This is a genomic window from Pedobacter sp. UC225_65 (assembly GCF_042698365.1).
Taxonomy (GTDB): domain Bacteria; phylum Bacteroidota; class Bacteroidia; order Sphingobacteriales; family Sphingobacteriaceae; genus Pedobacter.
In genome coordinates this window covers 451,709-475,376 of the sequence record NZ_CP170550.1, presented here as the reverse complement: position 1 = coordinate 475,376, position 23,668 = coordinate 451,709, and the positions used below count along the sequence as shown (strand labels likewise).

At 37.5% G+C, this 23,668-nt stretch carries 24 protein-coding genes, 1 tRNA gene and 2 pseudogenes; 12 read left to right on the top strand and 15 right to left on the bottom strand.

What is annotated here, in order from left to right:
• Nucleotide 1 precedes the first annotated feature (1 nt).
• The 12 genes and pseudogenes from ACFJIZ_RS02480 to ACFJIZ_RS02425 all read right to left on the bottom strand — a co-directional run bounded on the left by ACFJIZ_RS02480 (nt 2) and on the right by ACFJIZ_RS02425 (nt 10,928).
• Nucleotides 2-601 carry a TetR/AcrR family transcriptional regulator gene (locus ACFJIZ_RS02480; RefSeq protein WP_379090359.1) on the bottom strand — a complete coding sequence of 200 codons (600 nt, stop codon included), beginning with the start codon at nt 599-601 and terminating at the stop codon, nt 2-4.
• A 102-nt stretch (nt 602-703) separates the two neighbouring features.
• Nucleotides 704-3,124 carry a GAF domain-containing protein gene (locus ACFJIZ_RS02475; protein WP_379090357.1) on the bottom strand — a complete coding sequence of 807 codons (2,421 nt, stop codon included), beginning with the start codon at nt 3,122-3,124 and terminating at the stop codon, nt 704-706.
• A gap of 12 nt (nt 3,125-3,136) precedes the next feature.
• On the bottom strand, nt 3,137-4,822 hold the full coding sequence (locus tag ACFJIZ_RS02470; RefSeq protein ID WP_379090355.1) for a BamA/TamA family outer membrane protein: 1,686 nt from the start codon (nt 4,820-4,822) through the stop codon (nt 3,137-3,139).
• Nucleotides 4,801-6,732: a metallophosphoesterase gene (locus tag ACFJIZ_RS02465; RefSeq protein ID WP_379090353.1), complete on the bottom strand. Its 1,932-nt coding sequence runs from the start codon at nt 6,730-6,732 to the stop codon at nt 4,801-4,803. Before ACFJIZ_RS02465 ends, ACFJIZ_RS02470 begins: the two co-directional genes overlap by 22 nt.
• Nucleotides 6,733-6,757: 25 nt before the next feature.
• Nucleotides 6,758-7,291: an SdiA-regulated domain-containing protein gene (locus ACFJIZ_RS02460; RefSeq protein ID WP_379090351.1), complete on the bottom strand. Its 534-nt coding sequence runs from the start codon at nt 7,289-7,291 to the stop codon at nt 6,758-6,760.
• Nucleotides 7,260-7,655, bottom strand: coding sequence for a hypothetical protein (locus tag ACFJIZ_RS02455; RefSeq protein WP_379090349.1), 396 nt, complete (start codon nt 7,653-7,655; stop codon nt 7,260-7,262). The genes ACFJIZ_RS02460 and ACFJIZ_RS02455 overlap by 32 nt, the downstream gene beginning before the upstream one ends.
• Nucleotides 7,656-7,675: 20 nt before the next feature.
• Nucleotides 7,676-8,278 (bottom strand): hypothetical protein, encoded by a 603-nt coding sequence (locus ACFJIZ_RS02450; protein ID WP_379093850.1) that lies wholly within the window; start codon nt 8,276-8,278, stop codon nt 7,676-7,678.
• 24 nt (nt 8,279-8,302) lie between these two features.
• Nucleotides 8,303-8,667 (bottom strand): annotated as a pseudogene (locus ACFJIZ_RS02445) (phospholipase D-like domain-containing protein); the annotation flags it as partial.
• A 4-nt stretch (nt 8,668-8,671) separates the two neighbouring features.
• A complete protein-coding gene (locus tag ACFJIZ_RS02440) occupies nt 8,672-9,709 on the bottom strand; it encodes a hypothetical protein (protein ID WP_379090347.1) in 1,038 nt (345 codons plus the stop codon).
• A gap of 1 nt (nt 9,710) precedes the next feature.
• On the bottom strand, nt 9,711-10,181 hold the full coding sequence (locus ACFJIZ_RS02435; RefSeq protein ID WP_379090345.1) for a Pycsar system effector family protein: 471 nt from the start codon (nt 10,179-10,181) through the stop codon (nt 9,711-9,713).
• 16 nt (nt 10,182-10,197) lie between these two features.
• Nucleotides 10,198-10,506, bottom strand: coding sequence for a hypothetical protein (locus tag ACFJIZ_RS02430; protein ID WP_379090343.1), 309 nt, complete (start codon nt 10,504-10,506; stop codon nt 10,198-10,200).
• Nucleotides 10,506-10,928, bottom strand: a complete 423-nt coding sequence (locus tag ACFJIZ_RS02425) for a hypothetical protein (RefSeq protein ID WP_379090341.1) — start codon at nt 10,926-10,928, stop codon at nt 10,506-10,508. The genes ACFJIZ_RS02430 and ACFJIZ_RS02425 overlap by 1 nt, the downstream gene beginning before the upstream one ends.
• Nucleotides 10,929-11,193: 265 nt before the next feature.
• Here ACFJIZ_RS02425 and ACFJIZ_RS02420 point away from each other — a divergent pair, with 265 nt between their 5' ends.
• The 4 genes from ACFJIZ_RS02420 (at nt 11,194) to ACFJIZ_RS02405 (ending at nt 15,801) form a co-directional block, all read left to right on the top strand.
• Complete coding sequence (locus ACFJIZ_RS02420; RefSeq protein WP_379090339.1) at nt 11,194-12,309, top strand: alginate lyase family protein; 1,116 nt, start codon at nt 11,194-11,196, stop codon at nt 12,307-12,309.
• A 71-nt stretch (nt 12,310-12,380) separates the two neighbouring features.
• On the top strand, nt 12,381-12,869 hold the full coding sequence (locus ACFJIZ_RS02415; RefSeq protein WP_379090337.1) for a TspO/MBR family protein: 489 nt from the start codon (nt 12,381-12,383) through the stop codon (nt 12,867-12,869).
• A gap of 28 nt (nt 12,870-12,897) precedes the next feature.
• Nucleotides 12,898-15,213 carry a patatin-like phospholipase family protein gene (locus tag ACFJIZ_RS02410; protein WP_379090335.1) on the top strand — a complete coding sequence of 772 codons (2,316 nt, stop codon included), beginning with the start codon at nt 12,898-12,900 and terminating at the stop codon, nt 15,211-15,213.
• A 60-nt stretch (nt 15,214-15,273) separates the two neighbouring features.
• Entirely contained in the window at nt 15,274-15,801 is a 528-nt protein-coding gene (locus ACFJIZ_RS02405) for a hypothetical protein (RefSeq protein ID WP_379090333.1), read from the top strand.
• Nucleotides 15,802-15,930: 129 nt separating this feature from the next.
• Here the strand turns inward: ACFJIZ_RS02405 and ACFJIZ_RS02400 are convergent, their stop codons facing one another.
• Entirely contained in the window at nt 15,931-17,946 is a 2,016-nt protein-coding gene (locus ACFJIZ_RS02400) for a BamA/TamA family outer membrane protein (protein ID WP_379090331.1), read from the bottom strand.
• 277 nt (nt 17,947-18,223) lie between these two features.
• Between ACFJIZ_RS02400 and ACFJIZ_RS02395 the strand changes: the two genes are divergently transcribed.
• The 3 genes from ACFJIZ_RS02395 to ACFJIZ_RS02385 all read left to right on the top strand — a co-directional run bounded on the left by ACFJIZ_RS02395 (nt 18,224) and on the right by ACFJIZ_RS02385 (nt 19,328).
• Complete coding sequence (locus ACFJIZ_RS02395; RefSeq protein WP_379090329.1) at nt 18,224-18,970, top strand: TrmH family RNA methyltransferase; 747 nt, start codon at nt 18,224-18,226, stop codon at nt 18,968-18,970.
• Between the two features lie 70 nt (nt 18,971-19,040).
• Nucleotides 19,041-19,111: transfer RNA gene (locus ACFJIZ_RS02390), tRNA-Cys, on the top strand.
• Nucleotides 19,112-19,151: 40 nt separating this feature from the next.
• Nucleotides 19,152-19,328, top strand: a complete 177-nt coding sequence (locus ACFJIZ_RS02385; RefSeq protein WP_379090327.1) for a spore protein — start codon at nt 19,152-19,154, stop codon at nt 19,326-19,328.
• Between the two features lie 144 nt (nt 19,329-19,472).
• Here the strand turns inward: ACFJIZ_RS02385 and ACFJIZ_RS02380 are convergent, their stop codons facing one another.
• On the bottom strand, nt 19,473-19,793 hold the full coding sequence (locus tag ACFJIZ_RS02380) for a hypothetical protein (protein WP_379090325.1): 321 nt from the start codon (nt 19,791-19,793) through the stop codon (nt 19,473-19,475).
• A 135-nt stretch (nt 19,794-19,928) separates the two neighbouring features.
• Here ACFJIZ_RS02380 and ACFJIZ_RS02375 point away from each other — a divergent pair, with 135 nt between their 5' ends.
• The 5 genes from ACFJIZ_RS02375 (at nt 19,929) to ACFJIZ_RS02355 (ending at nt 22,542) form a co-directional block, all read left to right on the top strand.
• The gene (locus ACFJIZ_RS02375) at nt 19,929-20,258 is read left to right on the top strand and encodes an ArsR/SmtB family transcription factor (RefSeq protein WP_379090323.1); all 330 of its coding nucleotides are present in this window, start codon (nt 19,929-19,931) and stop codon (nt 20,256-20,258) included.
• 5 nt (nt 20,259-20,263) lie between these two features.
• Nucleotides 20,264-20,701, top strand: a complete 438-nt coding sequence (locus tag ACFJIZ_RS02370; protein ID WP_379090321.1) for an SRPBCC domain-containing protein — start codon at nt 20,264-20,266, stop codon at nt 20,699-20,701.
• Between the two features lie 186 nt (nt 20,702-20,887).
• Nucleotides 20,888-21,253 carry an iron chaperone gene (locus ACFJIZ_RS02365; RefSeq protein WP_379090319.1) on the top strand — a complete coding sequence of 122 codons (366 nt, stop codon included), beginning with the start codon at nt 20,888-20,890 and terminating at the stop codon, nt 21,251-21,253.
• A gap of 59 nt (nt 21,254-21,312) precedes the next feature.
• The gene (locus ACFJIZ_RS02360; protein ID WP_379090317.1) at nt 21,313-21,960 is read left to right on the top strand and encodes a helix-turn-helix transcriptional regulator; all 648 of its coding nucleotides are present in this window, start codon (nt 21,313-21,315) and stop codon (nt 21,958-21,960) included.
• A 123-nt stretch (nt 21,961-22,083) separates the two neighbouring features.
• On the top strand, nt 22,084-22,542 hold the full coding sequence (locus ACFJIZ_RS02355; RefSeq protein WP_379090315.1) for a GyrI-like domain-containing protein: 459 nt from the start codon (nt 22,084-22,086) through the stop codon (nt 22,540-22,542).
• Nucleotides 22,543-22,553: 11 nt separating this feature from the next.
• On the opposite strand, the pseudogene ACFJIZ_RS02350 reads toward ACFJIZ_RS02355, so the two are convergent.
• Nucleotides 22,554-23,587 (bottom strand): annotated as a pseudogene (locus ACFJIZ_RS02350) (quinone-dependent dihydroorotate dehydrogenase).
• Nucleotides 23,588-23,668 lie beyond the last annotated feature (81 nt).

Genomic DNA, 23,668 nt, shown 5'->3' with positions numbered 1-23,668 from the left:
TTTAGTCGTTAATGGTCGCAATAATTGCTCTGATCGCTCCTATTAATATCTGTTGATTGATCTCTTCTCCAGTTCCTTTTTGAACCAAATTAATAGAAATCAGACCGTGGATAACTGACCAGAAAGTATAATATTTTAAACAAACAATATTTTCTGGTACTGGAACTTTGGTAATCAATTTTTCAATTTCCTCATTAAAAAGCCTAGTGGTATATTCAGCTTCTGGTAATGATTTTTGCAACTCGCAACAGTTCATGTCTACGCCAAACATGAGCTTGTACAATTCTTTTTCTTCAAATGCAAAATTCCAGTAGGCCACCCACATTGCTTCCAATTGTGCAGCAGTTTCTTTTTCACTGTCTTTTGCAATTTTTATCTTCTTCCCTAAATTGATATAACCTTGTCTGGTCAGTTCAATTAGGATACCTTCCTTATTTGAGAAATATTCGTAAATAATCGGAGCAGTGTATTCGATCACATCTGCAATTTTACGCATGCTTAGGGCATGCCATCCCTCTTGTTTTACGATTTGTAAAGCGGCGTCCAAAATACTTTTTCTGGTTTCGTCTTTCTGACGCTGTATTCTTTCCTTACTTCCCATGATTTGTTAAATGATATAAAATAATCTAACACTGTTAAGCAAATGTATAAACACTTTTAAAAATGCATATCATCCGTTTGTCAGATAATTTGTAAAGTGGTTTTAAATTGATTTTTCGATGCTTTTTTGTGGATTCTTTTTAATGGTCTTCTTTATTTTGGTCCATTGTTCGTCAAAGAAATCGCACGACATGTAATTTACACCTACACGTAATGCTTTCAATCCGCTTACTCCCTGCAACTCTTCCAGATCTAATGTTTCCAAGTCGTCTTGTAAAAAGCCTTGTTCTTGCAGGTACTTGATATATTCTCTGTATTCGAGCGCTTCGTAATTATTAAAGTACACCAAGGCAATCTTACCAGGCTGTGTTAAACGTTCGTCAGTTCCTTTAACCAATACTTTGTCGATCCTTTTCTTCACTACTTCGTAACGGATGTTATAGGCTCCTTCTACATCAAACCTACGTTCATCATTCCTAAAACTAATATCTATTGGGTTAGAATGGATAAAGATCAATTGTGTGGTTAACAGGGCTCTAGGCATTTGACTAACCAGGCCATTTGTTAAACGAGCCACTTCTACCATGGCTGTTAATTGCCAAAGGCGGATATTTTTGAGGTACAATAAATCAAAAGGTATATCTGGAGCAATATCCTGACCAATATAAATATCATATTCTACCCCATCTGTTCTGAACTTTGCAAAATAACAAGGATAAGATGATTGAAGTACCTGTTGTGCATCTTCTAAATATTCGCTAACCGCAGTATTGATAAACTGCATGGACGTTTCTAACGTTCTTCTATTCTCAAAAGCAATACCTTTTTCGGTATTGATGCTCTCAAAAAAAGCTTGAATCAGTTTGCTGGTTTGTGGATGTCCTTTTTCAATATGTTTTAGCATTGGATAGACTTCCAACTCTAAAAATTCATTTAACAATGCTTCTTCACTTGAACTGATAAAATCTTCAATCCTTTTTAGCCAATCTCTACAATTGAATAGAATTTTATCAATCAGATCTAACGGAATAATCACCCTCAGTTCATTTAAAGTTTGACATAAGAGGGCAATTTGGACTTTTAAATCTTCTTTTAAGGCGTAATTCCTTTCTACAGTTGAATTTCGGATATCTATGGCACCAAATAATGGATAAAGCCCTTTAAAGGTAACCATTTCAATGTCCTGTGCTTTTTTCTTGCCTTTGCTACTTTTTAGAAAATCCCAAACTACTTGGTTAAATTTCCATTGTACAGAAGGTTGTAACGCTGTAAATTTATCTTTCAGCACTTCGTCCATTACTGCATTAAATTCTTCTATTTTATATTGGAGCAACTGACCTAACAAGGGCATTGCCGAATGTAAGCGAGACAATAATCTTTCGTCAACTTCTAGGTCTTCTCTTGAATAAATTTCGAGGATACCTGCCAATTGATTATTGTAATAGACGGGTAGAAATGAATAAGAATGGACACCCTCTTTTCTTAAGGCATCCAAGAAGGGGAATTTTTCTATTTTATCATCGGTGAGGTTGTTAAAGAAAACCGGACGTGGGCTTTCAGCATATTCGCTGGCCAAGCTTTCAAAGGCTTCTTTTTGTAGGTTATATTTTCTACTCGAATTTAAAAGGATACTTTGTGTACTCTGTTCATCGTCGAAAACAAATTTGTTATTGACCTTTAAGAATGGAAATAGACCAAACTCTATACGGCCATTTCCTGTTAAGGTTTTCAAGGCCTGGATCACATGTTCGTATGCCTCATCCTCGTAGGTATGGTTAACCAAGGCATTCCTAATGCCATCGATGGCATGTTGTAAGGTTACATCAGTTAATGTAATTACGCTAAACCCGTCAAACCTAAAGTTACACAAAGGGATAATGGTTTGCAGCAATTCAACTTCATTTCCTTCTTGGATAGCGGTTGCCACGGCTTCAAAATTTAGCTCGGGCATTTCTCCTTCATATTTGATATCGATGAATTGACTATCGGCCTTGATGTTATAATAGGTAGTAAGATTGGTTTCTGGATTGGTATAGGCGTAAAGGATTTCATTTTTATAGATAGAAGTATAATTATAGAACTTCTCTAAGATCATTCTATAAATAAACTGCAATTGTTGCCTTTCCTTATTTTCATCTTCTGGAAGATTGTCGCGCTCCTTTTGTTCTTTGTGCAACAATAAAAAATCATAGAAAACATCAGTACTGAAAAAAATCTTGTCGGGAATGGGTGTACTCAAAGCCCAGTATAATTCTTTTTCGTTGGCCATTAACGGAGTTAGAATGGTAAATATCAATTCTAAGGTGTCTTTGTATCGTGCCAGGTCGTCAACGTCTATGTCATTTTTTAGGGCTTCTTCTCGTTCTATTTTTTCTAACAAGAAGCGATAAAACTCAACTTTTAAAGTCTGTTCTGTTTTCAACCTACTTTTTAGGTAAGCAATTAATGGCCTAAATGACAGGGTAAATTTTACCTCGCAATTGATATGCTCATTCTTATTAATCTGAACAACTGTAGTATTCATCTCTTTCTCTAATTAATATCTAAAATTCATCGACACGTAAGGATACCATCCTTCTGTCGAATGCCCCATCACAAAACGGAATACTGTTAAAGATGCTGGTGCAAAATATATGCCAGCTCCAACTCCATGGTGCCATTTGTCAGACTCTTCATTGTTTTTCCAAACTCTACCTACATCATAAAAGCCCATCAGACCTACTTGTCCAGGTAATACATAACTGACAAAATCGCCTAATTTAGCTCTCAGTTCCAGGTTATTGTAAAAACTATGCTGTCCGGCAAACCTAAATTGCCTGTAACCTAGCAAATTGCCCTGACCACCCAAAAACTGGTTCTGATAAAATGCGGGTTTACCAACGGTAATCCCACCACCAAATCTGTCGGCCAATACAAACTTCGCTCTTCCATCCAAATTCTTATAAAGCGCAATGCTACCTGTAAACTGACCAAATGAGTTGGCATATTTGTTCAGGCCTTTATAGGCCGACCATTTAAAATCGATATAGCTTCCCAATGTTGGCAAGATCTCATTGTCTCTGGTGTTGTTGATAAAGTTGACCACTACACCTGCATACCATTTATTTTGGGCAACAGTTAAGCTATCGTAAGAATGTAACTGTGAGGTATTGGTAATGAAACGACCTTCATTGTCTTCATCATCATATTTATACAATTGAAAACTTGGGCCAACACTGAATGTTGATTTTGGCCTGCGCCACCTTAAGGTAGATTCTATTTGATAAATATTAAATCTGGCCCTATAATATTTTATCCTATCATCAAATTTTGTCTCGTTCCCTACGCCAAAGAAATTTTGGGTATTGTCTGGTGCATACGCATCTGCTTTTAAAGTAATATCTGCTTTTCCTACTGCTTTTAACCAATCGCCACGGTAATTGAACCTGAATGCTGTAGTGGCAAACGAGTGTAAGAATGAAAAGTATTGCGAATTGCCATAAGGTTGTTTCCTGAAACCCGGATTGTTAATCTTAAAGCTCAAGCCCAATAGTAAACCGTCATCAGCATTAAAGCCAGCATTTAACAAGGTAGAAGTTCGGCTATACATATCTTTTCCCAAATAAGATACATTGGAAGTATCTACTGCCATTTTTTTGTTTAACCTATTTTGATCGTTGCCACTAAATGTTGAATTGCCATTTTTTCTGCCAAACAATTGGATACCTCTGGATGCATGAGGTACTTCGTATGTTTTTTTACCGGCACCAGCAATGATCCTTAGCTTAATATTGGATGTTTTATTATCTATTACCACACTATCATTCCCATCTTTTACGTACAAACGAATTTCTTTTGTAATTGCTGGATCAAAATTTCTACTAAAAATCTCTTCTTTTACATTTCCCTCTTTAGAAATTTTATTGATCTGTATTTTTAAGTGTTGGTTTGCCGAATCTGTTATCAACACCTTTTCATTTTTATTACTGGTCTGGATATCGACGATGCGGTTAAAAAAGTGGTAATACTCGTTCATCAGTTTTGGCAAAGAGGCTCTACGCTCTTTTAGCCTTGTTAAAAACTGATCATGACGTAAGGTATAATTAGGTTCGGGAAGTTTCTTTAAAGCCTTTTCAAAAACATCATCTGTTAATTTGGCACAAAAATCTACAATCACTTTATCCCATTCGGCCTCGGTGTATTGCGACATCAGCCTGCTGTTCATTGCTCTTCCTTCCCACAAAAACCAATCGATGTTTTTGATTCTCTTTCGTAACCCTGCATCATTGGCAGTAAAGAAGAACCTTGTGCATAACGTTGGATAAAACCATCAGAACTATAGAAAACCTGGTCACGGTCTCTGGGTACGGCTAAATATTTCTTTCCTTTTTCAGTCTTTTCTGGAAACCACCTCCATTGGTCTTCATGCCTGTCCCAATCGCCTAACAACACGTCCAAAGCTCTACCTCTAAGCAATAAATCTGCATCGTAGGTATTGTCATTGTCGTCATCTAGTTTTTTGAACATTTTGGCTGTATTGTCCGAATCGCCAATAGGTTCTCGTTCTTCCAATAGACAAAGTGTATTGGCAAAAGCACCCATGTAATCGCCTAGGTTTGGATCTGGAGAAACCCAACCAATAATAGGGGTACTATGGGGCACATCTACAGCTTTGGCTAGTGTTGGTACCACTAATGCCCCAAAAGGATGTTGGGCAGACATGTTGTCTTTTAGGATATCCTTTGCAAAAGTTTGTCTTAGCCCTTGTGGCAAAAGTACTTCTGGATATTTTTCTACGCTTCTCAATACCCATTCCTTACCGCTTTTATCTTTTAATCGCAATGACCTTGATTGGTTACCTCCACCTAATTGCGTTGGTGTTAAACCTCCCTGTATTTCAGAGAATCCGCAATACAGGCACTTTGGTATCCATTGCGTAATCTTTACGGTAATTTTCGCCAAAAAGAAATCGGTGCACCTTACCAACACTATCATAAGATGGATGATCTTGATGGTAATGCTATCAGCCTTGATCACCTTATGATCGGTTTTTTGTTTGGCCATGATCTCTTTATAAGGTTGCACATACGTGAATACCTTTACCACACCTGTATCCGCGTAGATATAATATTCGTATCGCATGTTGTTATTGCGCAACTGATCTGCGATCACATAACCTTGCCTCATCTCGTTAAACAATGAGTTTTTACCCAATTTATTAGGATTCATTTTTGAACCAGAACCACTTACGATCTGCAATTGCTTGCTTTTGATGAGCTGAAGCCCATGTTCGTGCCCCGCTACATAAATAACATTGGGTTTATTGCCAAAAACACCATTTACACTTTTAATCATGTCTTTGTACAGTGGATGATTCAAATCTTCTGGACTTAACATGGTTGACCGTAAAAAGGGATAAAGTGATCCGATGATTGGTAAAGGAATATATAAGTTTCTATTCAATAAGGTTAAAGGAAATAGATGGTTTCTCCAAGTAAAGTATCCGCCATGCGATCCATAACTTTGAAATGGATGATGGGAAGCCAATAAGATAATTTTGTCTCTATTTTGCTCCATCAGATCTTCCATTCTAGAAAGCACCTCTTCTTTAGTCTGACAATCGCAATCTGCTGCTGGGTTGGCTTTGTTGTAGGGAAACAACCACCATTCACTATCGTAGGCAATCACCGTCAGTTTATCACTTAAGTGGATGGCAACTGGATCCGGACAGCCATTAGACGGAATCATTTTCAAAAGTGGATCGTTAAAAGAAGCTAAGTAATCACTTTGTGCTTGGATCTTTGCCAAACCATTTGGTCCAGATTTATCCCAATCGTGATTGCCTGGTATAAAATAAACGGCTGCACCAGCATCTCGCATGGGCTTAAATTGCGATTCCAAGATTTTGCTCGTTTCTTTAAAATCGCCAAAACCAGGAATGGCCATCCCAACCGGATAAATATTGTCTCCTAAATAAAGGGTGGTGGTTTTTCCTTTGATGACGTGTTTGGCTGCATTTTTTAGTGATTCCTTTTGGCCATCGTTCATTTCTCCCGCATCACCAATCAAAATCACCCTATATTTTATCGAATCTTGCGCGAAACCAGCGAAAGCCTGAAACAAACATAAAACAAAGAGTAGCTTTTTTAACATATTGATAATTTGAGATTTAACAAAATTAAGGTTTTTTATAATCGAACCTTAAGATATTTCCGAGTTGTGTTTCACTGCCCTCGTTAGAGATATAAAGGTTACCCGCTTTATCAAAGGCAATACCTTCTGGTTGATTGAAAGTATTGGAACTTAAATGATACACATTTTTGATCTTCCAATTTTGGTCGGTTACCAATAAAGCCTTGTTTACCGACGACACGATATACCATTCTTTGGTTAAAGGATTGATGGCTAATGCTGATGGATGGAAAGTACCTTTTTTCTTACCAGATAACTGATCTACCTGACTAACATCTACACTAAATGTGTCTTTGGGTTTGATGTTGCCATCTTTTTGCAAACTCAGGATATATCCACTGGTTACCTTGGTTCCTTTGTCTTGTTTGCAATTTTTGCAAAGTACATACACATCACCTGTAGCTTCATCGGCAAACATACCTTCATATTCGCCTTTTGGCACCAAACCTTTAATTTCTTTCACATTGGCTGCTTCTGGCTTTTTGGTTTCACTCAACAGAAAGGAATAAAGATCGACCATTACTTTTTAATAAGATTACCCAACCTTGGGCTATAGAAATATCTTCATAATCACCTTTTTTGGCAAATTTGGTAATTGTTTCATTTTTAGTGCCCAATGGCAAGCTAAACACACTTCCATCTTCATCCATCTCTGCATAAACAATTCTATTGTCACCTTTATCAAAGGCAATTCCCGAAATTTCTTGTAAAATATCAGGCATACTGTATTTCTGTGGTTTGTTTAAATCGTAACCCACAGGACTATCTCCACCCTTTGGTTTTTTTTCTACGCAAGACAATCCAGTTAAGGTTACCAAAAATGTCAACACAACAAGTACTAGTGCATATTTTTTACGGATTTTAGTTTTTGAGCTGTTTACCATCTGATTTACTTTTTAACAATTCATAGATACGATATTGAGATTGGATCGGTTCCCTGTTTTGTTACAATAGGAACATTGATCATTTTGTCATTTATTTCTACAGATTTAACATTATCTGCAAGCTGAAGTTTTAAAATAGATTTAATTTCTGCTTGGATTCTGTGGAATCCCAAAATAGGGAAACACACTTCAATCCTTCTGTAGATATTTCTGTTCATCCAATCTGCTGATCCAAGATATACTTCCTCCTTACCTTGGTTATGAAAGACAAATACCCTGCCATGTTCTAAATATCGATCTACAATCCTATTTACTTTGATGTGTTCGCTCATTCCTTTTACCCCAGGAATTAACCTACAGATGCCCCTGATAATCAGATTGATCTTAACCCCAGCCTGTGATGCTTCATACAATTTGGCAATCAGTACTTTTTCTTCCAGGTTATTCAATTTAATGGTGATCGCAGCAGTATTTCCTTGCTCAGCTTGCTCGATTTCTCTTTGGATCAATTCAATAAATCTTTGTTGCAGGTTAAATTGGGCCACTAAAAGATTGTTGAACTTGATCAAATTGGAATCGGTTGGTTTAACTCTTTTAGCTAAAAAGATAAAGAGCAGTTCCATTTCCCTCAACATCTCCTGATGAGAGGTCATTAAGATGTGATCTGTATAGAAATTAGCAGTAGTTTCATTAAAATTACCTGTGGCAAACAAACCTGTGTAAACTTTTCGTAATCCTATTTTCCGTTTTACCAATGCTATTTTGGCATGTACTTTTAAGGCGGTTACACTGTAACTGATCCTACACCAGCCTCTTTCATCTTTTTGGCCCATTTGATGTTGTTGGCTTCGTCAAAACGAGCTTTTAGCTCAACCAATACAAATACTTTCTTTCCGTTTTTGGCGGCACTGATGAGCGCATTTACAATCTTCGAATCGTTGGCTACACGGTAAAGGGTGACATAGATTTCCTCTACACTTTCATCAGTCGCAGCTTCGTTAAAAAAGCGCAAAACACTATCGTACGATTGGTATGGCGGATTCAATCAGGATATCTCTTTCTAAAATCTCCTCATACAATGATTTGCCTTTGGTAACCGTAGGATAGTAAGTCTTAGGCCACGAGGGGTTAGAAAGTTCTGGAATATTTACCGGAAAGGCAGATAGGTCTTTTAAATTATGATATCGCCCACCTGCTACCAGATTGGCATTTTGCAGGTTTAATTTATCAGTTAACAGATCTATGGTGGTTTGTGGTACACCAGGTTGATAAAGAAAGCGGGTGGCTAGGCCAAAATCTCTTTTTTGCAGCTGTTTTTCAATCTGTTCTGCCAAATTGCCAGCATATTCGTCTTTTAGGTCAATTTCTGCAGTACGGGTGATCTTAAAACTATAACAACCTTTAATTGCTGCATCTTTAAAAAGCACGTCTAGGTTTGCCCTGATGATATCATCTAAAAGCAATACAAAAGTTTCATTGCCTTTAATGATCTTATAAAATCGAGGTAAATGACTTGACGGAATGTTTAGGACAATGGTCTGTTGTACTTCATTCTGCACCAGGTCAATTAAAAAATAGAGTTCATTGTTGTCTGGAAAAAACGAAGATTTAGCTTCTCCCAGATTTACGGGCTGCAGAAAAGCCAATACCTGGCTTAAAAAATATCGACAGACTTCTTCATCCAACGCTTTTGGGATAGCTGTTCCATACACAAAATTGACGTGCTGCTGCTGCAGTTGCGGAATGATGGTATCTTTTAAAATGCTACCATAAGTTTGTTGCTGGTTCTGGATCGCCTGATTTGCTTTGTCCAACAGATCGTCTGCCACTGCAACGTTATTGTTCTCTTTTTTACTCAGTTTGGCCAATGCCAATAATACCGGCATCCTTACCCGATAAAACTCATCAAGGTTTGAAGAATAAATAGACAAAAACTTGATCCGTTCTAACAAAGGTACTGCGTCGTTGTTGGCTTCTTGTAAAACACGTTCGTTAAATGATAGCCAACTTAGGTCCCTATCAAAAAACTCATTTTCAATTGTTGCACCCGACATGTTAATCTAGTTTTCCGTAGGCAATATAAGAAGTTACATAAGCCAAAACTGCTGCAATCAAACCAAACATAAAGATGTTGTAAGCTATCCTGATCAATTTATATTTACGGCCCAATACTACGCCTTGAGAGTACACATCGGTAATTAAGGTGCCGTATAAAAACTCATTATCATTCATCACTTTCACCATGCCCTTGGCATAATCGCTCAAAGTCATTTTATAAAAATTGCCAAAAAACAGCAGGTTCACTTTTTTGCGGGCCAGGTCGTTATCAGAAAACACCCCATCTGGTATAGATGGTCTGGTAGCCAAGATCGAAAAAATGATGGTGGATAAACTGACCATCAACAGAATAAAGGTAGGTACGATTAAAAAGGCATTGTCTTCCAATCTTCTCAGTACCAAACTCACAATTAAAGACAAGATGATAGAGTTTACCGTGATCAGCAATTGCGCCTTGTTATCGGCCATATCACTTAAGCGTTGGTTATTGGAAGAGGTCGATCCTGAACATGGTCTCGATCCCTTTATCGGGACGTTCCTTATCTTTCTGTTTCAACAGTTTATCCGTTTTTTCCAACGGACTGTCACTATTGCCTTTCTCTTCTGCAACTTCCTCCTTTTCTTCCTTGAGCCTACTTTTTAACCATTCAATATTTTTCTGTTTTTGTTCATTCAACAACAACATGCAATAATCTGTATGGTATTGTTGTTGTTCCAAAAACTCAATATCTTTTTTACGCCATTCGTTTTTACCAATATCTTTGTTATACAGAAGCTCAATCTCTTTGTGCATCAGTTTTCGCTTGTCTTTAAACTCTGCGGTTCCCAAATGAAAGAGATCACCATCGCACAAAATATTCTCCAATAGATTTGTTGGTTTCTGCGGCATTTTGGTAGAGAGATCACCTGTATTACTGCATCTCTAATCTCTGCCGATACTTTTTTCTCTTTCAAAAATGCATCAGCCAAATTTGCTCCTTTAGTCTCGTGGTTTTGGGCATCTTCAAAATACCCTGTATCATGAAACCATGCACCGGTACTCACAATAAAAAAATCTTTATCGCTCAGTTGGTAATGATTGGCAATCTGTATGGTGGCATCAACCACGCTTTGGGTATGTTCTAAGTTATGGTAAACCAATTTTGCATCGTGATGAGTATGGAAATATTCCAATACATGTTCTTTCACTTCTTCCTGCAATTGTTTGTAATTCATGATGGATGTGTAGGAGTTTTAAAGATTAAAATACTTCATTAAATGATAGCTGTTTTCAACTTTACGTAATTAATTAGATATTTACGAAATATAAGAATTTTATTGTAGAGCATATCAACAATCTCATTAAAATGAATTTTTGTGCTACATTATTTTTCTATGCAATCTTACTCATAAATTATACCACTTACCAATAACATAGATCAATAAAATGAATTTTTTCAAGGTCCTTTTTGCTGTAGTTTTAGTGATTATTTTAAGCAGTTTGAAAACTGACGAGCCCTTTAAATCGGAAGTAACGGCTACACTTCGAAAGCAAGTTATTGCAGAAGCCGAATGGGCCATGCAGCAAAAACCCATTACGGTAACTGCCGAAACGTCGAGCAGAAGTGCTGGTGGTAAAAATGATTTTTATTCTGAAGGTGATTATTGGTGGCCAAATCCGGAGAAACCCGACGGACCTTACATCCAAAAAGACGGAATGACCAACCCTCAGAATTTTGTGGCACATCGATTAGCAATGATCCGTTTCAGTCAAATTATAGGCGCATTGGCTTCGGCCTATCAACTTACAAATAATGATAAGTATGTAAAACAAGCCATGCTCCACCTCAATGCGTGGTTTATTGATCCAGCTACAAAGATGAACCCCAACCTCTTGTATGCCCAAGCCATCAAAGGTGTTGCCACAGGGCGAGGAATAGGCATTATCGATACGATCCAATTGATGGAAGTGGTGCAAGGGATAATCGTTCTACAAAGATCTAAAGCGATGGCAGCAGCAACAGTTGAAGGTACTAAAACCTGGTTTACCTCTTATTTAAATTGGTTAACTACCCATCAATATGGAAAAGATGAAATGAATGCCAAAAACAACCATGGTACTTGTTGGGTAATGCAGGTGGCCTGTTTTGCAAAGTTTACCGGAAATGAGCAACTGATGGACTTTTGTATTTATCGATATAAAAATGTACTGCTGCCTCAACAGATGGACCCTGATGGCAGCTTACCGCTAGAACTTAAACGCACCAAACCTTTTGGTTATTCGATTTTTAATCTGGATGCTTTTGCTACCATCTGTCAACTGTTGAGTACAAAAGAAAACAACCTATGGAAATTTGAAACTACCGATGGAAAAGGAATTAAAAAAGGAGTTGCATTTCTTTATCCGTTTCTTGCCGATAAAAACAAATGGCCTTATGCAAAAGACGTAATGCACTGGGAGAGTTGGCCAGTAGCACAACCTGCCCTCTTATTTTCTGCTCTTGCATATCAGCAAAAAGACTGGCTAAACACATGGAAAAAAGCGGAACATCAACCCAAAAATGAAGAAGTAATAAGAAATTTACCTGTAAGACACCCCTTAATCTGGATAGAGTAGCTAAATTTAAAATAGTGCCAAACAACAATTATCGTTAATTGTTATTGGTTCAATTAAAAATTAATAGCTCGATGCCAAATCAACACAAAAAATTTCAATTCTTCCCGTTTCTGCTCTGCTTGATCATTCCACTCTCTATAGGTGCAATTGGTGGTTTTTTAACGATGGATTCTGTTAAAACCTGGTACACTACCTTAAATAAGCCAGCATTAAATCCACCAAACGCAATTTTTGGTCCTGTATGGTCTGCACTTTATATCATTATGGGGATCTTCTTCTTATCTGGTATGGAGAAAAAGAAGATCGTATCAGGTTATTCTTGGGCCGTGGTGATCTACCTGTTGCAATTGCTGTTAAATCTTACCTGGTCCTTTTTATTCTTTTATCAACACCAGATTGGTTTTGCTGTTGTAGAAATAGGTGTGTTATTGTTAACCATTATTGTCAATGCCTTTATTTTTTACAGGATTGACAAAGTAGCGGGCTGGTTATTTTTGCCTTATATTCTTTGGGTCAGTTTTGCGTCTTATTTGACCTATTCTATTTTTATTTTGAACTAATTTCAAAAGAAAACGATATTTTTATGGTGTGAGTTATCCTAAAAAACTATTCGTTTTGTTCTTGGTACTTTTTGTGCTACAGGTTAAGGCACAAAAAGTTGGCTTGGTTTTAAGTGGTGGTGGCGCTAAAGGTCTTGCTCATATCGGTACACTTAAAGCCTTGGAAGAAAACAATATTCCAATCGATTATATCACCGGAACCTCAATGGGTGGTATTGTAGGCGCAATGTATGCTGCAGGCTATTCTCCGATACAAATAGAAAAGATTGCTTTAAGTTCAGATTTTCAGGATTGGGTAAGTGGGAAATATAAAAGTGACTACAGCTATTATTTCCAAAAAAACAGCAACAACGCTTCCATCCTCACCGCTAAATTATCCATAGACCAAGGTCTACGCCTCAGTTTTAGGCCTAATATCGTCAATGACATTCCTTTAAATTTCGCCTTGTTAGAATTGTTTTCGCAAGCATCGGCCATAGCCAAAGACAACTTTGATGAACTTTTTGTACCCTATCGTTGTATGGTATCTGATGTATTATCGCAAAAAAGCATAACGGTTAGCAAAGGAAGTTTGGCCGAAGCTGTAAGGGCAACAATGACTGTTCCTTTAGTTTACAGACCAATTAAACTTGAAAACAAATATGTTTTTGATGGTGGATTGTATAACAATTTTCCAGCTGATATTATGAAAAACGAATTTAAACCCGATTTCATTATTGGCGCCAATGTATCTTCAAAAACTTTTAACGAATACCCTAAAGATGATGACCGCTTGATGAACCGGTTTTTGGTCTACATGTTCCTCTCCAAATCAGATTCTACCCTTGTTGGCGAAAATGGCATCTACATCCAACCTAATCTGGCAGATTTTAGCGTAACCAATTTTGCACCTGTGGAAGAACTGATCAAACAAGGTTATGATGCTACCATGGCTGATATGGAGAATATCAAAAAAGCCATTGCCAGAAGGATAGACCCACAAGAGCTACTGACCAAACGCAATAAATTTAATGAACGAAAACCAGATTTGGTATTTAGCAATGTAATTGTAAGTGGTGTGAACTCGCAACAAAAGAAATATATCGAAAGATTATTTAAAAGCGACCACCCTACTTTTAACCTGGCAGACATTAGACGGGGTTATTATAAATTAGTAGCTGATGAGACGTTTGAGACCATCTATCCCAAAATATCCTATCAACCGGAAACAGACAGTTACAATTTCGAGATTGTGGCCAAACCCAAAAAAAGCTTGAAGATAGATTTTGGCGGCAATATTTCGTCTAGGCCAATCAGTAATGTTTATTTGGGCCTGCAGTACAATTACCTGAATAGAAAGGCCTATACCTTTGGCACTAATTTTTATTCGGGCAGATTTTACGAATCGGTGCAATTAAGTGGTCGGGTAGATTATCCTTCTGGCCTACCACTCTTTCTTGGGGCTGAAGTTACCTACAACCACTGGAACTACTATAATACGAGTCAGATCTTTTTAGAAAATCCACATCCAACCTACATTGAACAGGCAGACCGAAAAATAGACCTCAAATTAGGGATGCCTTTGAATCGCAATGCCAGAATTATCCTGAGTACCGCTTTTATCAACAACAATGACAGGTATAGCCCTACCAATACCTTTGCTGTAGGAGATATCTTAGATAAGACCATTTACAACGGCTTAAGAGGGAGTTTGGCTTTTGAACAGAACTCGCTTAACCGCAAACAATATCCAACCCGTGGGCATAGCTTTCTACTCAGCCTCAACTACTCTACTGGTAAAGAAAACTATACGCCAGGTAATAAATACAATGACAAAATCGAGGCAGGCCAACTCCAGATCTTTAGAAAATTTAGAGAATGGGGCCATATCAAATTAAGCGATGAACATTATTTTTTCCATACCAACAGGTATACTTTGGGCTATTTGGTTGAAGGTGTAATCTCTAATCAGCCCTTATTGGCCAATTATTATTCTACTTTATTGGCTGCGCCAGCATTTTATCCATTACAAGACAGTAGGTCGTTATTTTTAGAGAAATTTAGAGCAACGAGTTACATCGCAGGTGGATTAAAAAACATTTTTCAACTGAAAAGAAACCTCGACCTACGTGTAGAGGGTTATATGTTTTTACCTTATAAAGAGTTTGAACAAATTGGATTACAAGATGTTAAATATGCAAAAGCCTTTAGCAATTGGCGTTATGCAGGTACTGCCGCCTTAGTATACAACACGCCTGTTGGTCCGATCAGCTTTAGTTACAATTTATACAACGACCCTATAAAAAGAAGTGGCGTTTTACTACATTTAGGCTATCTAATTTACAATAAACGATCAATAGAATGAGACGAACAGCTGAGTGCGTAAATGATGCCACATTATCCTTCTACATTAAAAAATAACTCTATGAGAAAAATAGCTGTATTGTTTTTACTGTTCATTACCAGTAACTGCTTTGCCCAAAATGCCGACATCAACAATTTCTTGGTTAAAGAAAGCCTGCTTAAAAATAGCAAATTGGCTATCATTGCTGCAGATTCATTAGATCAACCACTCGAAAAAATAAATGGGCTATATACTTTTAGTGTTAGTGGTTTTACGCAAGAGATGACTTTTAACAATGGGGTGGCCATTTTGCCCTTACAGATAGATAAATCTACTTTTGTTTACATTAAACACCAGAACGACCAAGGCACCCACAGTAAGTTGCTCTATGTTTTTAAAAAAGATGGTAACCTAAACCCCATCACCATCAGTAGGATATTTTTGATCATTATTCCTTTGCTGATCATCATCTTGATCTTCGCCTTTAAAAAGTTTATCTATATAGGCATTATCTTATTGCTTGTATTTATGTATTTTAATTACAGCAATGGCCTAAATATTTCTACTTTTTTCGAAACTACTTTCGATTATTTAAAGAATCTGGTTTAGAAAGGTAATCCTATACCAAAGTTATATTGCATAAAGCGATAACGGTCTGGTGCATTTGTGATTTTAAAATTATCCTTAAATGCCCTGCCACCACTTAAGAACTTTCCGATTACCCATTGCTCAGAACCTTCAAACTGCGGATCCTTCGATCTTCAGTCCAAGGTCAAACCTGAAAACGAAAAACTGTACATCGTACCTAAAGCCCATGCCTGTTCCAATGGCAATCTGTTTGCCCAATTTATCCAGTTTAAAGTAAGTTTCTGGTTGTGGGTTTCCTGGCGAAATGTTCCATACGTTACCCATATCAATAAATGTTGCTCCTTTTAACTTGCCACCCATTAACTTACCGACCAACAAAAAGCGGTACTCAAAATTGGTTTCAATACGCATCTGTCCAAGTTGATCAATCCCGAAAGAAGAATTTCTGGCATCCTCGCTCGCAATTACCTTTCTGTTGTAATTTCCGGGTCCCAAAGTCCTAGCCTGCCAAGCCCTGATCCCACTCGAACCACCGGCATAAAATAATTTCTCGAAAGGGATAGAGATCGAGTTGCCATATGCATAACCAATACCTGTATTCAATCTTGCAATAAACTGACGTTCGCCACCTAAACTTTTATACCAGCGCAAATCAATCTCAGGACGCACATATTGGTTAAATGGCAGACCAAACAAGGTTCCAAAATCTCCATTTTTAGGATCATGTTTGTCTCCAAAAACTTTAGAAGCTACTTGTAATAGATTACCAGCAATGTCAATGTTTCCTCTAAAATAGATAAATGACCTGTTCTCCAATAGTTTATTCCCATTGAGTGTATAGGCATATTTCATCCCAAGCGTAAAGTCTTTTCTACCTATTAGTTTGATGTTATAAGAGTTGGCCTCTAAGATCTGTTTATTTTTTTCGTACTGCTCCAGGTTTGTTTTGTCCAATGTATCAATCAATACATTACCAAAACGGTACTCCACATTTAATGGGGTAAATGAGTGCAACTTTGATTTGGTTTCTACCCAATCGTAAGTTATCGCATTGATAAATATTTTACGGGTGGTGATGTCTTTTTGCAAGGCATACAAATAGCTCGAAGAAAATGTGGTAAACGGCATTCCATTTTTTCCCATCTGGGGGATGGTTACAAACGGAATCATCAACCTTGGCACCGTTAAACTGGCACTTACCGAAAAGTCTTTTTGATAGATATCGGTAAATATCGATTTTCCTGCTCCTATCCTCGACTGCAGACCACCTTTAACCTGAAACTGAAATCGCTCTGCACCTTTTAGAAAGTTATTGTTGGTATAGGTATTACTCACTGTAAAACCTACTGTACCATTGTTAAAAGGTATTTCTCCTTCAGTCCTATTGCTCATCCGCTCTTGTGGGATCAACAAAATTACAGGGTTTAATTTATTGCTGCTGTCTTTTGCCTTGGTGTATTCTATCTTCACATTCTTAAAAACATTCAGTTCATACAACCTGTCGTAGGTTAGCGTTTCTTTTCTAATGTCGTACGTTTCACCCTCCTTGATAAAATTATACCTCACAATCGGGTTTCTCCTAAACCTTCCCGATAAGTCGGTAAATCTGGTTCCCCTGACTACCCTTTTGACCTTTAAAGAGTCTGCCAATCTTTCCATATTCGAAAAACCCTCCGAATTTTCGGCAATGATCACATTGGTGGTATCTATGGTATATACTTGATGTTTACTTCCATCAAGAGGATTGTCAATGATTAGGCGAACACTTACCTTACTATTGTTTTGGCTTGAATCTGGTTCGTACCTTACATATGGGCGTTCAAAAAACCGATAACCATTTTGACGCATTACTGTAAAGATCTGTTCCCTTTCATAAGCCAAAGAATCTTCATCGTATTGCATCCCTTCACGCAGGTGCGTAAACATGGCCTTGTTTGATAGGTAAAGTGACTTGACCGTTTCGTCTGGTATCTGATAGGTGATCTTATTGATCGTAAAAGCCGGGCCAGGGTTGGCAATAAACTTTAGACTTGCCTTCTTCTTGGCCACGGTAATCTCTGATTTTACCTTCGCCATAAAAAAACCTTTGCTCTTTAGGTATTTTTCTATCTGGTTACGAGAGATCTCTACTAAAGTACTATCTAAAATTGGAGGTGGTGATCCCAATTGTTGTTTAATTCCAGATGTTTTGTATTTGCCGTTTTTGGTATTGAATATATTGTAGATCCTACGTTTATACCTAAGCCACCAGAGGGACGGATATCCTTTTGTACGTAATTGTATGCCTGCTCTTCATATTGTTTAGGTATGCTATCAATCTCTACCTTTTTAACGATGGATTGATAATCCTCGATGTATTTTGTTGAAGAACATCCTGCTACAAAAACAAGAATTAATAGTAATATTGTAAGAAATTGTACCTGCTGCTTATAGTTATACTTGTATGCTTTCAAAATCTCAAATCAGTTTTATAAAATCCCTACATCAAAAAAAGTACCGCAAAGAAAGTGGAATATTTATTATTGAAGGTATAAAATCTATCACAGAATTCATAAACTCCAATTACCAGCTCCATAGCATTTATTACACTTCCCAGTACTTCTCTTCTTTACCCAAAAACACTGCAAATATAAAGTTATTTGAAGTAAACAACGTTGAATTGGAGAAGATTAGTACTTTACAAACGCCACAAGGAATTTTGGCATTGGTACATATCCCATCTGAGCAAGAATTGGACCTTAAAAAACTAAACAATTGTTTTTCTTTGGTATTGGACGATGTACAAGATCCTGGAAATTTTGGCACCATTATCCGTACAGCCGATTGGTTTGGCATCAAGAACATTATCTGTTCTGCGCACACTGTTGAGGCGTACAACCCTAAAACTGTTCAATCTACCATGGGTTCGTTGTGTAGGGTAAACATCAGTTACACCAACCTTTCTACCTTTTTTGAACAAGTAAAACTGCCTGTTTTTGGTGCTTTGTTAGCGGGCAATAATATTTATACAACCAATTGGGGTAAAGAGGGCTTAATTTTATTGGGCAATGAAGGACATGGGATTTCTGAAGAACTGATCAAAAAAATAACGATTCCGGTAACTATACCCAGAATTGGGCAGGCAGAATCGCTAAATGTGGCCGTATCTGCAGCTATTTTTTGCAGCGAATTGGGCAAAGTGTTTAAATAAAATAAAATATTAAACATTCGGCTTTGCATACTAACTTATAATTGTTATTTTTGCAACCTTGAATTTAAAAGGTCGAGTGGCCGAGTGGCTAGGCAGAGGTCTGCAAAACCTTGTACAGCGGTTCGAATCCGCTCTCGACCTCAAGATTAACAATAATTAAAAGAAAATAAAGCTCATTATCATGGCAGTAACAAGATTAAAAAGAAAAGACAGATACAATAAAACAGTTTCTCGTTTAGAAGTTAAAACTTTAAAATTAGCTACTAACCTAGAATTGGGAAGCCGTTCTAAACAATCTACAAAAGACCAATTGGCTAAAAACAATGCTGTTTTAGCTCAATTAGCAGCTAAAGCTTAGTCTGTTTCTTTCTTTTAAGACTTTAAAAAGCATCTTGGATTTATTTCTGGGATGCTTTTTTGTGCGCTCTACCCCCATCCCAAATGTAAAGTTGAAAGAAGAAGTTAGTAAACCATCAATCCCTGCTCCTTATCTGTCCATATCCTAATTGTGCACCAATCTATAGATGTGCTGCATATAAACTGCTTCTTCAATCGCACCTGCGAAATTATCGAGTTCTTCTCTGGTAAACATCAAACAAATATCATTACATGGTGTAGATAGGATTACAATCTCAGTGCCATCTGGAGCATATTCTACGTAATTATCAAATTCGATACGACTGGTAATTGCTGCAAACTCATCAAACTGATCGAAAGTAAACCTCATTAACAAACCTGTTTTCCAAATATTTACTGTTTTGCAGTTTACACATTGTGTAATTGCCACTCCTTGTCTTTGGGCGATCATTGTTTTCTTACACATACTCCATTCAATTGTTGACGATACAAATATCACCTTATTTAGAATAATTCCAAATAAAAAACTAAATTGATTTTTAATTTGCGTAAGCAAATGCTTACCTATATATTTGTGTAAGCAAACACTTACATATATAAAATGAGAAGAGATGTATTTCAGGCCATAGCCGACCCCACAAGACGAGAAATTATAAACTTAATTGCTACTCAATCGTTAAACTTAAATGCCATTGCAGATAATTTCGAGATCAGTAGGCCCGCTATTTCTCAACACATCAAAATTTTAACAGAATGTGGCCTCGTCGCGATCAAAAAAGAAGGTAGAGAAAGGTTTTGTGAGGTGAAGTTTCAAAAACTACAGGAGGTTTCCAAATGGGTAGAGCAATACCGCATTTTCTGGACCAGCAAATTGGATGCGCTCGAAAATCATTTATCAGGCAATATAAATAAAGTTAACACTAAAAAATAATCGACATGAAGAAAGAAAACGTTGTTGTTGAAAGAACATTTAATGCACCCATCGATAAAGTGTGGCGTGCCATTACCGACAAGGATGAAATGAAAAGCTGGTATTTTCAATTGGAAGACTTCAAACCAAAGGTTGGATTTAAATTTGACTTTACGGGCGGTCCTGATAATGGGCCACAATACCTACATTTATGCGAAGTAACTGAGGTAATTGAAGGCAAAAAACTAACGCACAGTTGGAGATATGACAATTACCCTGGTAATTCTTTTGTAACCTGGGAGCTTTTTGATAAAGGAGAACAGACCTTGTTGCGATTAACACATACCGGACTTGAAACATTTGAGGGTATCGGACCAGATTTTGCCAAAACAAGTTTTGTTGGTGGCTGGACTTATTTTATGCATACTGCTTTAAAAAACTATTTAGAGCCTGCAGAAAGCTAATCAATTCGCTTATACAATTCCGAAACAGCGCCATTGACCAACAATGGTGCTGTTTGTTATTTCTTATTTCGATACATAGCTGTATTTGTGAAAATGCTTGTCGCAATCAACCCCTGTTATTGTCTTGTCTACCTACCAAAAGTTAGCCTATTGCTTTGTAAGTTTGTTTTATAAAATCGTTAAAGCATGAATGCACCTCAAAACGTAGACGAGTATATTGCCAACTTTCCGGAAGAGACGCAAAAACTTTTAGAACAGGTACGTGCCACCATCAAGAAGGCGGCACCAATGGCAGAAGAAAAAATCAACTATGCCATGCCAACCTTTGTGTTGAATGGTAACCTGATCCATTTTGCCGGTTATAAAAACCACATTGGCCTCTACCCTGCCCCACAAGGAATTGAAGCTTTTAAAGAAGAGCTATCGGCTTACAAAGGCGCTAAAGGTTCTGTACAATTTCCATTGAACAAACCTATGCCATTAGATCTGATCAGTAGAATTACCGCTTATCGGGTCAAACAAAATTTAGAAAAACCCAAGAAAAAGAAATAAACCTAAATTTACTGGTTTTAAAGTCTTTATTTTGTTTCACCTATCCGTAAAACAGAAAGATGAGCAATGAAACCAAACGACTTTCGAGGTTAACCGCCATACTTACCCAACTACAGACCAAAAGGCTGGTAACAGGCACCGAATTGGCCAAAAAATTTTCGGTCAGTTTACGCACCATTTACCGCGATATCAAAGCACTAGAACAGGCCAATATCCCTATCATTACCGAAGACGGGAAAGGCTACACACTGATGGAAGGCTATAGAGTTCCGCCAGTAATGTTTTCCGAAAGCGAAGCCAATGCCTTAATTACTGCCGAACAACTTGTCCTAAAAAACAAAGATTCTTCTTTTGTAAAGGAATATACCGCGGCAATTGCTAAAATCAAATCTGTTTTACAATATGGCACCAAAGACAAGGCCAACTTATTGGCCAACCGTATTGTTTTCAGAAACAATCCAGCAAACGACCAAACTAGCAATTATCTCTCGACACTACAATTGGCCTTGACCAATTACAAACTCACCAATATCACTTATCGTGCGGCCGAGAAAGATGAGGTAACCACCAGAACTGTTGAGCCTTTTGCTGTCTACAATACACAAGAAAATTGGTTGTTGATCGCTTTTTGTCGCTTAAGGAAAGAGTATAGGGCATTTAGGTTAGATCGAATTCCAAAAACTGACGATACTCGACGAGCAGTTTGAGCCACATCAACTTACGTTACAAGAATACTTCGAAATCTGCAAAGCAAAATCTACTGCAGCACCCCTGACATAAGGCTGTCAAAAGCTCATCTACTTTTGTGGTTCAACAAAAATCAGAAAATCATGAGCACTCAAAAAATTCAAAAATTTAATGTTATTGGCATTGCGGTAAGGACTAGCAATGAAAACGAACAAGCAGCTACAGATATTCCAGCCCTATGGGAAAAGTTTATGGCTGAAGGAATAGCTGAAAAGATTCCAAACAAAACCGACCATTCGCTTTATTGCATCTATACCGATTATGAAAAAGACCACACCAAACCCTACACAACTATCCTTGGTTGCAAAGTTGAAAATCTGGATATTATCCCAGATGGAATGGTAGGCAAAACTTTCGAAACAGCTACCTACAAGAAATATGTGGCCAAAGGAAATGTATTACAAGGTCTGGTTTATAACGAATGGATAAAAATCTGGAATGCAGGTTTACCAAGAACATTTACGGCAGATTTTGAAGTTTATGGAGAAAAAGCACAAAACCCTGAAGATGCAGAAGTGGATATTTATATTGCGGTCGGTTAATCAACCGTAGCTTAGGTCAAAGCCAATTCTTTGCAAATCCGTTTGATCAGGCCTGGACCTTCATAAATAAAACCTGTATAGAGTTGAACCAATGAAGCTCCGGCCTCGATTTTATCTTTGGCATCTTGTGGAGAATGGATACCTCCTACGCCAATAATCGGGAAAGATCTTTCAGATTTTTCTGCCAGGTAGCGGATCACTTCGGTAAGTCTTGTGTTAAGGGCTTGCCACTTAAGCCACCCATTTCACTTTTCATGCTTTCTTCTGCATAAAGTCCGTTTCTATCTATGGTAGTATTAGTTGCAATTACGCCCGCGATACCTGTTTCTTTAACGATTTCTACAATATCGTCTAACTGTTCGTTGGTAAGATCTGGTGCAATTTTAAGCAAGATAGGTCTTGAAATGTTGTTTTTGAGGTTGCGCTGTTGTAAAGTGTTCAACAGTTCTTTTAATGGTTCTTTTTCTTGCAACGCCCTTAAACCTGGAGTATTTGGAGAGCTCACATTGACCACAAAATAATCTACCACATCAAACAAACGATCAAAACATTTGATGTAATCGCTTACGGCATCTTCATTTGGCGTGTTTTTGTTTTTGCCAATGTTACCACCTACAACAATCTGCGGCTCTTTTTCTTTGAGCAAGCGCAAACGCTCGGCCATTACATCAACGCCCTTATTGTTAAAGCCCATGCGGTTGATGATGGCCTCATCATCCTGTAGCCTAAACATTCGAGGTTTATCATTGCCTGGTTGCGGCAATGGGGTAACTGTACCAACTTCGATGAAACCGAAACCCAAATTGCTTAATGCCTCTACGTATTCGCCATTTTTATCAAAACCTGCGGCTAATCCCACTGGGTTTTTAAATTTAATGCCAAAAACTTCTCTTTCTAATCCTTTTAAATGAATATCATAACTCCCTCTTAGAATGGTTTTGCCTAAAGGGAAATAATCATGAAACCATTTAAGACGTTTTACCACAAAGTAATGCACGTTTTCTGGGTCGAACTTAAAAAAGACTGGCTTTATGAGGCGATACATGCCACGAAGATAGGCAAGATATAGAAGATGTAAAAGAGAAAAGGAAAAATGTGTTTAAAAACACTTTTTGTAGCTGTAACA

Coding starts and splice junctions, on each gene's coding strand:
- ACFJIZ_RS02480 (WP_379090359.1), bottom strand. CDS start 601: ATGGGAAGTAAGGAAAGAATACAGCGTCAGAAAGACGAAACCAGAAAA.
- ACFJIZ_RS02475 (WP_379090357.1), bottom strand. CDS start 3,124: ATGAATACTACAGTTGTTCAGATTAATAAGAATGAGCATATCAATTGC.
- ACFJIZ_RS02465 (WP_379090353.1), bottom strand. CDS start 6,732: ATGTTAAAAAAGCTACTCTTTGTTTTATGTTTGTTTCAGGCTTTCGCT.
- ACFJIZ_RS02460 (WP_379090351.1), bottom strand. CDS start 7,291: ATGGTCGATCTTTATTCCTTTCTGTTGAGTGAAACCAAAAAGCCAGAA.
- ACFJIZ_RS02455 (WP_379090349.1), bottom strand. CDS start 7,655: ATGGTAAACAGCTCAAAAACTAAAATCCGTAAAAAATATGCACTAGTA.
- ACFJIZ_RS02450 (WP_379093850.1), bottom strand. CDS start 8,278: ATGGAACTGCTCTTTATCTTTTTAGCTAAAAGAGTTAAACCAACCGAT.
- ACFJIZ_RS02440 (WP_379090347.1), bottom strand. CDS start 9,709: ATGTCGGGTGCAACAATTGAAAATGAGTTTTTTGATAGGGACCTAAGT.
- ACFJIZ_RS02435 (WP_379090345.1), bottom strand. CDS start 10,181: ATGGCCGATAACAAGGCGCAATTGCTGATCACGGTAAACTCTATCATC.
- ACFJIZ_RS02430 (WP_379090343.1), bottom strand. CDS start 10,506: ATGCACAAAGAGATTGAGCTTCTGTATAACAAAGATATTGGTAAAAAC.
- ACFJIZ_RS02425 (WP_379090341.1), bottom strand. CDS start 10,928: ATGAATTACAAACAATTGCAGGAAGAAGTGAAAGAACATGTATTGGAA.
- ACFJIZ_RS02415 (WP_379090337.1), top strand. CDS start 12,381: ATGCCAAATCAACACAAAAAATTTCAATTCTTCCCGTTTCTGCTCTGC.
- ACFJIZ_RS02405 (WP_379090333.1), top strand. CDS start 15,274: ATGAGAAAAATAGCTGTATTGTTTTTACTGTTCATTACCAGTAACTGC.
- ACFJIZ_RS02395 (WP_379090329.1), top strand. CDS start 18,224: ATGCTTTCAAAATCTCAAATCAGTTTTATAAAATCCCTACATCAAAAA.
- ACFJIZ_RS02385 (WP_379090327.1), top strand. CDS start 19,152: ATGGCAGTAACAAGATTAAAAAGAAAAGACAGATACAATAAAACAGTT.
- ACFJIZ_RS02380 (WP_379090325.1), bottom strand. CDS start 19,793: ATGTGTAAGAAAACAATGATCGCCCAAAGACAAGGAGTGGCAATTACA.
- ACFJIZ_RS02375 (WP_379090323.1), top strand. CDS start 19,929: ATGAGAAGAGATGTATTTCAGGCCATAGCCGACCCCACAAGACGAGAA.
- ACFJIZ_RS02370 (WP_379090321.1), top strand. CDS start 20,264: ATGAAGAAAGAAAACGTTGTTGTTGAAAGAACATTTAATGCACCCATC.
- ACFJIZ_RS02365 (WP_379090319.1), top strand. CDS start 20,888: ATGAATGCACCTCAAAACGTAGACGAGTATATTGCCAACTTTCCGGAA.
- ACFJIZ_RS02360 (WP_379090317.1), top strand. CDS start 21,313: ATGAGCAATGAAACCAAACGACTTTCGAGGTTAACCGCCATACTTACC.
- ACFJIZ_RS02355 (WP_379090315.1), top strand. CDS start 22,084: ATGAGCACTCAAAAAATTCAAAAATTTAATGTTATTGGCATTGCGGTA.